Genomic DNA, 12,912 nt, shown 5'->3' on the forward strand with positions numbered 1-12,912 from the left:
AATGGATGGACTAAGTCAACGCTCCGGGCCTGTAGACTTCCGCTGCGACCGGTGCGCATCAGGCCTGTGCGCAGGGGCAGAGGAAAAGAGCAGCGGTGACGCAGGGCGGAACGAATCTTCCCCGGGTCGGGGGCTACAACCAGGCTGTCGTCCTGGACGCGATCCGCACCGCGGGCCCGGTGAGCCGGGTCGAACTCGCCCCGCTCACCGGGCTGACCAGCCAGACCGTCTCGAACGTGGTCAGGCGGTTGCTGGACGCCGGACTGGTCGCCGAGTCCGGGCAGGCCCCCTCCGGCGGCGGCAAGCCGCGGACCCTGCTGTCGCCGCGCGCGGACGGCGCCTACGCACTGGGTGTGCAGCTGGACCCGGACGTCGCCGTGGTCGTGCTGGTGAACCTCGTCGGTGAGGTGGTCGCGAGCAGGAGGCTGCGCCTGACCAGCCCCAGCGACCCGGCGGACGTGGTGGCGCGGGTGGCGGGCGCGGCGCGACGGCTCGCCGGCGGATCCGGGGTCGACCCCGCCCGGCTGCTCGGCACCGGCATCGCCACCCCCGGCCCGATCGACGGCCCGGCCGGCGCCGTCGTCTCCCCGCCGAACTTCTCCGGCTGGGGCCGGGTACCGCTGCTGCAGATGTTCGGCGTGGCCACCGGCATGCCGGTGGCCATGGACAACGACGCCACGGCGGCCGCCATCGGCGAACGCTGGATCGGCGGCAGGGCCCGCACCGGCAGCTTCCTCTTCATCTACCTGGGCACCGGTGTCGGCGCCGGCATCGTCCTCGACAACACCGTCCTGCACGGGGATTCCGGCAACGCGGGCGAGTTCGGCCACATGGCCGTCGAGCCCGGTCCGCTGGTCTGCCACTGCGGTGGCACCAACTGCCTGGGGCCCTACGTCACGCCGGCCGCCGTCATCGCCGACCTCCTGGAGCGGCACGGCCGGGCCGCCGCGACACGCATCGGCGTGACCGGTGCCCCCGAGGCGCTGCACGAGGACTGGAAGGCGCTGCGCCAGGCCGTCCGCCGGGACGATCCTGCCGCCGGCGACGCGATCCGCAAGGCCGCGCGACTGGTGGGCCAGGCCGTCCGGGGCGCGGTCTCGCTGCTGGACGTGAGCCGCGTGGTGCTGGGCGGCGGGGCCCTGCGCGGCATCGAGTCCATCATGTGCGAAGAGGTCGACACGGCGGTCAACAGGATGGCGAACGCCACCCGTACCGTCGCCGTCGAGAAGAGCGTGATCGGCGACGCCGTGGGCGCGGTCGGCGCCGCGTCGCTCATCCTGCACGGCAACTACGCCCCCGGCTGGGGCATGCTCACCGAACAGTCCCCCTGAGTCCTGGCCCGGGCCCGGAGTCCCGGGCCGCCGGTCACCGGACGGGGCGCGACCCCCGGGGCCACACTGCACGCTCCCGTGCCGTGGCACCGGGCACGCCGGATCACCTGAGGCGGTTCGGCATGCGCCCTGCTGTCCGGGAGGCCTTCGACGCGGCGTCCTCGCCGTGGTGCTCATCGTCCCCGGCCGGTGAGGACGACATCCGCGCTGCCGGGGACAGGTGATCGCCACTTCATCGCGTTCTCCTATGTGAACACGTTTTGGGTCCCGAATGCGCAGACAGGGCGAAGTCGTCACTCTTACATGAGGGTTGACCCCGAAGGCGACTCCACCCTAGCCTCAACCCCAGCCAGTGTTCACATAGTCGACGAATGTTCAGATATGTGAACCTGTATCGGCGTCAGGGGCTGTTCCGCTCCTCCTCTCCCCGCGCGAAAGCACCTGCCGTCCAGGACCGCCTCCCCCGCCCCGGGGGAGGCCGTCCCTCCGTCAGCCGGCGGAGACGTCAGAGACCGTCCCGTGGCCGTCCATGCCAACGGGAAGGATCCCCCTCCCCCATGGAGTCGTTCAATGCCGAGCAAGCGTCACGTCCCCAGGTGGATGGCGGTGATGGCCGCAGTCGGGCTCGCCGTCCTCTCCCTCCCGGCACAGAGTCCGGTCGCCGAAGCCGCCCAGAATCCCTGGATGAACACCAGCCTGACGCCGGCCCAGCGGGCCGACAGCCTGCTGGCCGCGATGACCCAGGCCGAGAAGCTGACCATGCTGCACGGAGGGAAGTCCTGTGGCTACGTCGGCTGCGTCGACGGCAACAGCCGCCTCGGGATCCCGCCGTTGCACCTGCAGGACGGGCCGGTCGGAGTGGGTGACGGCCTGAGCGGCGTCACCCAGCTGGCCTCTCCGGTGTCCGGGGCGGCGACCTGGGACCCCAGCCTCATGCACAAGTACGGCGAGGTACTCGGCGCCGAGCAGTGGGGCAAGGGCGTCAACGTCGAGCTCGGCCCGACGGTGAACATCGTGCGGGATCCGCGGTGGGGCCGTGCCTTCGAGTCCTTCGGCGAGGACCCCTACCTGGCCGGCCGGATCGGCGTCGCGGACATCCAGGGCATTCAGAGCCAGGGCCCGATGGCGCAGGTCAAGCACTATGCGGCGTACAACCAGGAGACCAACCGCTTCGGTATCGAGGACAATGTCGTCGTGTCCGACCGGGCGACCCGGGAGATCTACACCCCCGCGTTCGAGGCGGCCGTCAAGGGCGGCGTCGACTCGGTGATGTGCTCGTACAACCTGATCAACGGTCCGCATGCCTGCGAGAACGGCCCGATGCAGAACGGCATCCTCAAGGGCGACATGGGCTTCACCGGCTTCATCACCGCCGACTGGGGCGCCACCCACTCCACCGTCGCCTCGGCCAACAACGGCCTGGACATGGAGATGCCGGACAGCCAGTACTACGGCAGCGCACTCACCACCGCCGTCAACAACGGCCAGGTTTCGCAGGCCACCCTGAACGACCACACCCGGCGCATCCTCACCTCGATGTTCCGGCAGGGCCTGTTCGACAAGACCCAGAACGGCGACATCAACGCCGTCGTCACCACCGCCGACCACCTCAACACCGCGAAGCAGGTCGCGATCCAGGGCAGCGTGCTGCTGAAGAACGCGAACAACGTCCTGCCGTTCACCGGTAGCACGCACAACGTGGCCGTCCTCGGCAGCGGCGGCGGGGCCGGCGCGATGACCCAGGGCGGCGGCAGCGCCGGCGTGACGGCCTCCGGCATCGTCACCCCGTACCAGGGGCTCAAGGCCCGTGGCGGCAGCGGCGTCAACGTCACCTACGCCCAGGGCGGCGCCCGCTCCGACGGCGCGCTGCCGCCGATCGACACCAGCCTGCTCACCCCCTCCTCCGGTTCGGGGCACGGTCTCACGGCCGACTACTTCAACAACCAGACCCTCGCCGCGCCGGCGGTGGCGTCCCGGGTCGAACCCACGGTGGACTCCACCTGGAACGGCGGCGCCCCGGTCCAGGGCACCTCCGGGGGCAGCTGGTCCGGGCGCTGGAGCGGCAAGGTGACCCCGCCGACCACCGGCACCTACACCTTCTCGCTGACCAGCGACGACGGCAGCCGGCTCTTCGTGAACGGCCAGAAGATCATCGATCAGTGGCAGCCGCAGGCCTCGACCACCAGGACCGGCACCATCTCGCTGACCGCGGGCCAGCCGGTGAGCATCCAGGTGGACTACTACCAGGCCGGTGGTGCGTCCAACCTCACCCTCGGCTGGCTGCAGCCCGGCCAGAACCTGCACGACCAGGCGATCACGGCGGCCCGTAGTGCCGACGTGGCGGTGGTCTTCGCGAACAAGTTCGAGTCGGAGGGCAGCGATCTCGGTGACATCAACCTGCCCGCCGACCAGAACAAGCTGATCTCCGACGTCGCCGCGGTGAACCCGAACACCGTGGTCGTGGTGAACAGTGGATCGGCGGTGGCCATGCCGTGGGCGAACTCGGTGCGTGGCATCGTCGAGGCCTGGTACCCGGGCCAGGAGTACGGGAACGCCCTGGCATCACTGCTGTTCGGCGACTCGAACTTCTCCGGCAAGCTGCCGGTGACGTTCCCGAAGTCGCTGGCCGACGTGCCGGCGAACACCGCGGCGCAGTTCCCCGGCCAGAACAACACGGTGCAGTACTCCGAGGGGATCAATGTCGGGTACCGCTGGTACGACAAGCAGAACATCGCCCCGGCCTATCCGTTCGGCTTCGGCCTGTCGTACACCACTTTCGGGTACGGCAATCTGACGGTCGGAACCCCCGACAGCGGCGGCAACGTCGCCGTGTCGTTCGACGTGACCAACACCGGCTCGAAGGCCGGCTCCGAGATCGCCCAGGTCTACGTCGGGCAGCCCTCCAGCAGCGGCGAGCCGCCGCACAACCTGCGCGGCTTCCAGCGGGTCACCCTCAACCCCGGAGCGACCCAGCGGGTGAACCTCACCCTCGACGCGCGCAGCTTCCAGTTCTGGAACGGCTCCTGGACCACCGCGCCCGGAGCGCAGGCGATCAGCGTCGGCTCCTCCTCGCGTGACCTGCGCCTGAACGGCTCGGTGACGATCACCAACACTCCGGCCACCCAGACCGGCCCGATCAAGGGTGCCGAGTCCGGCCGCTGCATCGACGTGCCCGGCGCGAGCCAGGCCAACTCCACCGCGGTCGCGCTCTGGGACTGCAACAACGGCGCCAACCAGAGCTGGACCCTGACCGCCAACCAGGAACTGAAGGTGTACGGCACCAAGTGCCTGGACGTCGCCGCCGGCGGCACCGCCGACGGCACGGCGGTCCAGATCTACGACTGCAACAACACGCCCGCGCAGAAGTGGACACTCAAGGCCGACGGCAGCATCGTCGGCGCCGGCTCGGGCAAGTGCCTCGACGCCAAGGCCCGCGGCACCGCGAACAGCACGCCGATACAGCTGTGGACCTGCAACGGTCTGCCCAACCAGAAGTGGTCCCGCAGCTAGATTCGGTGGCCGGCCACCTCCGGGGTTCCGGCCGAACGGGGCATGTGCCGGTCCCCGGTGCGCGTCACCCGCGCGCAGGGGACCGGCACGGACGAGTATGGATCATCAGCGCTCCGACGACCCGGGCCCACCGTACTGATCGGCAGTTAGGGGGTTCCATTTCCGCCTGCCCGCCTGCCCGCCTGCCCGCCTGCCCGACCGCCTGCCTGCCAACCCGCCCGCCTGCCCGACCGGGCCGGAGCGGGTGCGAAGCCGCCGTGATCGAGCAGACCCGCTGTCCATGGGCAGGGAGCGTCCCCGCGGGTCCAGGAGTCCGGCCGAACACACCGGACCTGCTCGACGCCGCCGGCCGATCCCCTCGCGGCCCCGCCACCGTCCTGCCACCGAAGCACCGCACGCCCACCCAAGCAGGAAACCACCGCGTGCCGTGCAACGAATCCAACGGAAAGGTCCTTCCGTGAACCACACCCGAAAACTTCTCCCGCTGTGGGTGTTAGGGCTGCTTGCCGCGATGCTCGCGGTCGGAGCCACTCCGTCCCAGGCGGCCACGACCACGATCACTGTGGACGGCGCCCAGGGCGGCCGGACGTTCGACGGCATCGGCGCGATCAGCGGCGGCGGCGGCAACTCCCGGCTGCTGAGGGACTACCCGGCGGCCCAGCAGGCGCAGATCCTGGACTACCTGTTCAAGCCCGGGTACGGCGCGAACCTGCAGCTGCTGAAGGTGGAGATCGGCGGTGACGCCAACTCCACCGACGGGTCGGAGCCGTCGATCGAGCACAGCCGCGGGGTGATCAACTGCAACGCCGGCTACGAGTTCTGGCTGGCCGAGCAGGCCAAGGCCCGCAACCCCGCCATCGGCCTCTACGGGCTGGCGTGGACCGCGCCCGGTTGGATCAACGGCGGCTTCTGGTCCACCGACACCGTCAACTACCTGATCTCGTGGCTCGGCTGCGCCAAGCAGCACGGCCTGACCATCAGCTACCTCGGCGGCTGGAACGAGCGCGGCCACGACGCCAACTGGTACGTCCAGCTGCGTTCGGCGCTCGACAGCGCCGGGTACTCCGGTGTGAAGCTGGTCGCCGCCGACAGCGGCTGGGACGTGGCCGACGACATGGCCAAGAACAAGGCCTTCAACGATGCGGTCGCGATCATCGGCTCGCACTACCCCTGCGGGTACGGCAACGACGACATCGCCAAGACCTGCTCCACCACCACCACCGCCCGCAACAGCGGCAAGCCCCTGTGGGCCAGCGAGGGCGGCTCGAACGACATGGACAGCGGGACCCCGGCGCTGATCCGCGCCATCACCCGCGGCTACACCGACGCCAGGATGACCAGCTACTTCAACTGGCCGCTGATCGCGGCGATCTACCCGAATCTTCCCTACAACACCGTGGGTCTGGCCACCGCCCCTTCCCCCTGGTCGGGCAACTACACCATCGGCGCCAGCACCTGGGCCACCGCGCAGGTCACCCAGTTCACCCGGCCCGGCTGGAAGTTCATCGACTCGGCCTCGGGCTACCTCGGCGGCACGGAGTCCAACGGCACCTATGTGACCCTGAAGTCGAACACCGGCTCGGACTACTCCACCATCCTGGAGACCACCACCTCCACCGGGACGCAGACCGCCAACTTCCATGTCCAGGGCGGCCTGTCGACCGGCACCGTGCACGTGTGGGCCACGAAGGTGAACTCGCCGAGCCCGGCGACGTCCTTCGTCCACACGCAGGACATCACCCCGAGCAACGGTTCCTACTCGCTGACCATGCAGCCCGGGTACGTCTACACGGTCAGCACGACGACCGGCCAGGGCAAGGGCACGGCGACCGCGCCGGCCGCGCACCCGCTCGCACTGCCCTACACCGACAACTTCGACGGCTACGGCAACGGCACCGAGGCCACGTACCTGTCCGACATGCAGGGCTCCTTCGAGGTCCAGCCCTGCACCGGCCGCACCGGCAAGTGCGTCCAGCAGATGGCGCCCGTCAAGCCGATCGAGTGGCAGGACGACTCAGACTCCTACGCACTGATCGGCGACACGACCTGGTCCAACTACACCGTCAGCGCCGACGTCCTGCTGCGCGGCGCGGGCACCACCGAACTGCTCGGCCGCGCCAACACCCAGAAGCGCCCGCAGTCGCACATGAACGCCTACTACCTCCGGATCCGGGACACCGGGCAGTGGTGGATCGAGAAGATGTACACCGACGGCTCCAACCACACCCTGGCCACCGGCACCACCACCGCGCTGGGCACCGGTACCTGGCACAACCTCTCCCTCGCCTTCCAGGGCTCGCAGATCACGGCCAAGGTCGACGGCAAGCAGATCGGCACGGTCAGCGACAGCTCCTTCCAGTCCGGACAGGCCGGCCTCGGCATCCAGGGCTACCGCACCGACCAGTTCGACAACCTCTCGATCACCCCGGGTTCGGGCAGCGCGGGCGGTACCGTGACCGGGCCGGTCACCAGTGCCCTGAACGCCGCGAAGTGCCTGGACGACTACACCGGCTCCACCACCGCCGGCGCCGTCGTCGACATCTGGGACTGCAACGGCACCCCCGCCCAGCAATGGACCGTCGGCAACAGCGCCGTCACCGTCAACGGCCTCTGCCTGGACGTCGTCGGAGCGGCCACCGCCAACGGCTCGGCGGTTGATCTGTGGACCTGCAACGGGCAGGGCAACCAGCAGTGGAACCTCAGCAACGGCACCCTGGTCAACCCCGCCTCCGGCCGCTGCCTCGACATCCCCGCCTCCAACACGGCCAACGGCACCAAGCTGAACATCTGGGACTGCAACGGCGGCGCCAACCAGAGGTGGAACGTGCCCGTCGCCTCCTGACCGACCGCGGCGTCCGGGCGGACGTCCCCTGATCGCCCGCCCGGACGCCCATGGGCCCATGGGCCCGTGAGCCCGTGCGCCAGAAGCGGCGGTGCCCGGCCGTCGCACGCCCGGGCGGCCGGACCCCGCCGACCGTGCCCACCGCGGCTCCCCGAGCCGCGCCGGGTACGGCCTCACCGAACCTGCGCTCCGCCGAATTCGAGGAGGAACCATGACCAAGCGATCCACCGCAGGCCTGCTCGCCGCGCTGACCGTCGCCTCCGGCCTCGCCGCCGTGCTGCCGGCCACGACCGCCACGGCCGCGGACGCCCGGCCCGCTGCCGCCGCACCCGCGGCGCTACGGGTGCTGCCCCTGGGGGACTCCATCACCTGGGGCGTCGGAAGCCCCAGCGGCAACAGCTACCGGGGCTTTCTCGCCAACCAGCTGACCGCGGAGGGCCACACGCTGGACTTCGTGGGATCCGGCCGCAACGGATCGACGGCCGATCCGGACAACGAGGGCCACTCGGGCTGGCGGATAGACCAGATCGCCGCCATCACCGACGCCACCGTGGCCCGCTACCGGCCCAACGTGGTGCTGCTGGAGATCGGCACCAACGACCTGGGCCAGAACTACCAGGTGCCCACGGCCACCGACCGCCTCAGTGCCCTGATCGACCAGATCACCCGGGGCGCCCCGGACGCCACTGTCCTGGTCGGCTCCGTGATCGTCTCCACCAGCGGGACCGAGGAGGCGAACCGGCCCGCCTTCAACCAGAAGCTGCCCGGCATCGTCCAGGCGAAGCAGTCCGCCGGCAAGCACGTCCGTCTCGTCGACATGGGAGCCCTGACCGCCGCCGACCTGTCGGATTCCCTGCACCCGAACGACAACGGCTTCCAGAAGATGGCCACCGCCTTCAACTCCGGCATCCAGGCCGCCGACGCCGCCGGCTGGGTCAAGGCGCCCGTCGCCCTCGGCGGCCAGGTGCAGTCCGGCATCGCCGGCAAGTGCATGGATGTCAACGCCGGCAGCACCGCCAACGGCACCGCCGTGCAGATCTGGTCCTGCAACGGCACCCAGGCGCAGTGGTGGAACGCCTACGGCGACGGCACCCTGCGGTCGACGGGCAAGTGCCTGGACGCGAGCGCCAACGGCACCGCCAACGGCACCCCGGTCGAGATCTGGGACTGCAACGGCGGCGCCAACCAGGTCTGGCAGGCGCACAACGGGGGGTACCGCAACCCGGTGTCCGGGCGCTGCCTCGACGACCCTGCCGCCTCGACCACCAACGGCACGCGACTGGTGCTGTGGGACTGCAACGGCGGTGCCAACCAGCGCTGGACGGCACTCCAGCCCGGCTGACGCCGAAGTCCCCGGCCCGGCTCCCACAGCGCGGGCGCGGTGGGCCGCAGCTCGTCGAACGGCCCCACGTACACCCTGCCTGCCCCGGGCACCGCACGGAGCCGGTGAATCCGCTCGTGTTCCTCATCGATCCGCAAGGAGATCTCCGTGTTCGGTACAGCCCCGCACAGGCGGCGCCATCGCCGATGGCCGCGGTCCGTGGTCGCCGCGCCGGCCATGGTCGCGGCGCTGGTGGCCACTGTGACGACCAGTGCGCCCGTCGCGTCCGCGGCGACCGGCTCCCCGGTGGTCTCCGCCGCGGCGGGCCGCTGCCTGGACGTGGTCGGCAACAAGACGACCGACGGCACCGGGATCAACATCTACGACTGCGACTCCTCGAAGGCCAACCAGGCGTGGACCTTCACCTCGGCCGGTGAGCTGCGGGTCTACGACAGCCCGAAGTGTCTGGACGTGGCCCACAACTCCACCACCGCCGGTGCCGTGGTGCAGATCTGGTCCTGCAACGGCGCCACCAACCAGAAGTGGAGGATCAACGGCGACGGCACCGTCACCGGCGTGCAGTCGGGGCTGTGCCTGGACGTGGTCGGCGCGAACACCGCGAACAGCACCCTGGTGCAGATGTGGACGTGCAACGGCCAGAGCAACCAGAAGTGGCGGACCACCGCCGGTGACACCCAGCCGCCGACGGTGCCGGGCAACCCGAGGTTCAGCAACCTGCTGTGCGACTCGGTGACGTTCGCCTGGAACGCGTCGACCGACAACACCGCAGTGGCGTTCTACGACGTCTACCACGACGGCCAGTTGATGAAGTCGGTCAGCGGGTCGACCCTGTCCACCAGCCTGACGGTGGTCCCCGGCGTCACCTGGGGGCTGTACGTCAACGCCCGCGACGCGGCCGGCAACGTCTCGCAGGCCAGCTCGACGGTGCCGATCACCGCGCCGCAGTGCCAGGCCGACACCCAGGCGCCGACCGCGCCCGGGTCGCTCACCGGGACGGTCTCCGGCACCACGGTCACCCTGAAGTGGTCCGCGTCCACCGACAACATCGGCGTCAAGTACTACGACATCTACCGCGGCAGCACCAAGGCCGGCACGGTCACCGGCAGCGGGACGACCCCGCCGGCCACGACCTTCATCGACAGCGGACTGACTGCGAACACGAACTACTCCTACTACGTGGTGGCCCGCGACGCCCAGGCCAACACCTCCGCGCACAGCAACACCGCAACTCTGAGGACCGGCGCCGCGTGCGGCAGCCCGGTGTGCACCGTCACGCAGATCGGCACCGACACCGACATCCCCTGGGGCCTGGTGACCCTGCCCGACGGGACGGTCCTCTACAACCGCCGCGACGCCCACGACATCGTCCACCTCAACCCGGCCACCGGCGCGAAGACGACCGTGGGCACCGTGCCGAACGTCGACAACACCGACGGGGAGGGCGGCCTGACCGGGCTGGCGATCGCGCCCAGCTTCGCCACGGACCACTGGCTGTACATCATGCACACCTCGCCGACCGACAACCGGATCGTGCGGATCAAGCTGGAGAACGACAAGCTCACCCTCGGCAGCGAGCAGGTCCTGCTGTCCGGCATCCTGCGCAACAAGTTCCACGACGGGGGACGGCTGCGGTTCGGCCCTGACGGCAAGCTCTACGCGAGCACCGGCGACGCGCAGAACGGCGACAACGCGCAGAACAGGAGCAGCCTCAACGGCAAGATCCTGCGCCTGAACCCCGACGGCACCGTTCCCTCGGACAACCCGTTCGGCACCTATGTCTGGAGCTACGGGCACCGCAACCCGCAGGGGCTCGCCTTCGACTCCCAGGGGCGTTTGTGGGAGCAGGAGTTCGGCAACTCGGTGATGGACGAGACGAACCTGATCACCAAGGGCGGCAACTACGGCTGGCCCGCCTGCGAGGGCACCAGCGGCACCTGCGGCACCGCCGGGTACATCGCCCCGAAGCACACCTACACCACCGCCGACGGCTCCTGCTCCGGCATCGCCGTCGTCCGCGACGTCCTCTACGTGGCCTGCGAGCGCGGCACCCGCATGTACCGCGAAGTCATCAACGGCAATGAACTGACCGATGTGCAGGTCTACTTCAACGGCACCTACGGCCGGCTGCGCACGGTCGAACCCGCCCCCGACGGCGGCCTGTGGCTGACCACCTCCAACACCGGCGACAAGGACAGCATCCCGAACAACAGCAACGAGAAGCTCTTCCACGTCGCTCTCGGCTGACACCGGCACCCGGCCCGAGGGGGTCCTCGGCGACGCCCTCGGGCCGGGCGCCTCCCTCCTCACGCACGAGCGGCGTCACGACCGCTGACGCGGCATCGAAGAATCGGAGAGACATGAACCGGACCAGCATCCTGGTGGGTGCCGTCGTGGCGTTGGTGATCGGCCTGTTCGGGTCGACCACCGCGTACGCCGGCAGTGCGGCACCGCGCGCCGCGACCGCAGCCGCAGCCGTCTTCAACGTCAGGGCCTACGGCGCCGTGGGCGACGGCCACGTCAACGACAGCCCCGCGATCCAGCAGGCCGTCAACGCCGCCAACGCCGCCGGCGGCGGCATCGTGGAGTTCCCGGCCGGCAACTACAAGTCGAAGAACACCGTCCACCTCAAGAGCAACGTGACGATCCAACTGGACGCCGGCTCCACCGTCATGGGGTCGACAGCCAACACCTACGACGCCGCCGAACCGAACCCGTACGACGCCTACCAGGACTACGGGCACAGCCACTTCCACGACGCGATGTTCTACGGTGACAACGTCGCCAACATCGGCTTCACCGGCTCCGGGACCATCGACGGCATGGGCTACCTGACCGCGAGCAACGACCCCGTCGCAGGACAGGCCGACAAGATCATCTCGTTGACGCGCTGCAAGAACCTGACCCTCAGCGGCGTCACCCTGCGCCGCGGTGGCCACTTCGCCGCGCTGATCAACAACTGCGACCAGGTCGTCTCCGACCACCTCACCATCGACACGGCGAGCGACCGCGACGGCTGGAACATCATCTCCACCACCAACGTCAAGGTCACCAACGCCGACATATCCGCCAACGACGACGCCCTGGTCTTCAAGAGCGACTACGCGCTCGGCGCCAAACTGCCCAACGGCCACGTCACCGTGAGCAACTCCACGCTGTCCGCCCGGTGCTGCAACGCACTGATGTTCGGCTCGGAGACCTGCGGTGACTTCACCGACTACCAGTTCACGGGCATCAGGATCACCGGTGCGAACAAGTCCGGTCTGGGCATGGTCTCGATGGACGGGGCGAACATCTCCGACGTCCACTACCGCGACATCACCATGACAGGCGTCCACTCACCGATCTTCCAGAAGATCGGCACCAGGAAGCGCTGCGGAAACAACCCCGGCGTCGGACACATCAGCAACATCACCTATGACAACGTCACCGCGACCGGGAACAGCCCGAGCGTCACCCCCACCCTGTGGGGCGAGTCCGGCGGCAACCGCATCAGCGGGGTGACCTTCACGAACGTCGACATCACGGTGCCCGGCGGCGGAGCGGCGATCTCCACGGCCGTGCCCGGCAACGACCCGGTCAGCTACAACCCCACCAGCGTCGGCACCCGGCCCTCGTACGGCTGGTACCTCCACAACGCCGACAACATCCGCTTCAGCAACTCCTCGGTGAGGTTCGCCGCCAACGACAACCGTCCCGCCGTCGTCGCAGACGGCGACAGTGCCGTCGCCCTCGACCGGTTCACCGCACAGCGCGGCACCGGCAGCGCCTACGACGTCGGCTTCCAGAGCGTCAGCGGCTACTGCGTGACCAACGGTGTCAACACCACCGGCGGCGCCCTGCGCGTCAACGCCACCGGCTCCACCCGGACCTGCTGACGCCGCCGCCGG

General features: G+C 69.6%; 6 protein-coding genes. All 6 read left to right on the forward strand.

The window, feature by feature from the left end; all coding sequences use genetic code 11:
• Positions 1-95 precede the first annotated feature (95 nt).
• The 6 genes from OG689_RS36530 to OG689_RS36555 all read left to right on the forward strand — a co-directional run bounded on the left by OG689_RS36530 (position 96) and on the right by OG689_RS36555 (position 12,900).
• A complete protein-coding gene (locus OG689_RS36530; protein ID WP_266325600.1) occupies positions 96-1,331 on the forward strand; it encodes an ROK family transcriptional regulator in 1,236 nt (411 codons plus the stop codon).
• Between the two features lie 570 nt (positions 1,332-1,901).
• On the forward strand, positions 1,902-4,841 hold the full coding sequence (locus tag OG689_RS36535; RefSeq protein WP_266325602.1) for a glycoside hydrolase family 3 C-terminal domain-containing protein: 2,940 nt from the start codon (positions 1,902-1,904) through the stop codon (positions 4,839-4,841).
• Between the two features lie 511 nt (positions 4,842-5,352).
• Positions 5,353-7,683, forward strand: a complete 2,331-nt coding sequence (locus tag OG689_RS36540; protein WP_266325604.1) for a ricin-type beta-trefoil lectin domain protein — start codon at positions 5,353-5,355, stop codon at positions 7,681-7,683.
• A gap of 211 nt (positions 7,684-7,894) precedes the next feature.
• On the forward strand, positions 7,895-9,025 hold the full coding sequence (locus OG689_RS36545; RefSeq protein ID WP_266325606.1) for a ricin-type beta-trefoil lectin domain protein: 1,131 nt from the start codon (positions 7,895-7,897) through the stop codon (positions 9,023-9,025).
• A gap of 198 nt (positions 9,026-9,223) precedes the next feature.
• Positions 9,224-11,269: a PQQ-dependent sugar dehydrogenase gene (locus OG689_RS36550; protein ID WP_266325608.1), complete on the forward strand. Its 2,046-nt coding sequence runs from the start codon at positions 9,224-9,226 to the stop codon at positions 11,267-11,269.
• Between the two features lie 113 nt (positions 11,270-11,382).
• A complete protein-coding gene (locus OG689_RS36555; protein ID WP_266325610.1) occupies positions 11,383-12,900 on the forward strand; it encodes a glycosyl hydrolase family 28 protein in 1,518 nt (505 codons plus the stop codon).
• Positions 12,901-12,912 lie beyond the last annotated feature (12 nt).

This window comes from Kitasatospora sp. NBC_00240 (assembly GCF_026342405.1).
Classification (GTDB): domain Bacteria; phylum Actinomycetota; class Actinomycetes; order Streptomycetales; family Streptomycetaceae; genus Kitasatospora.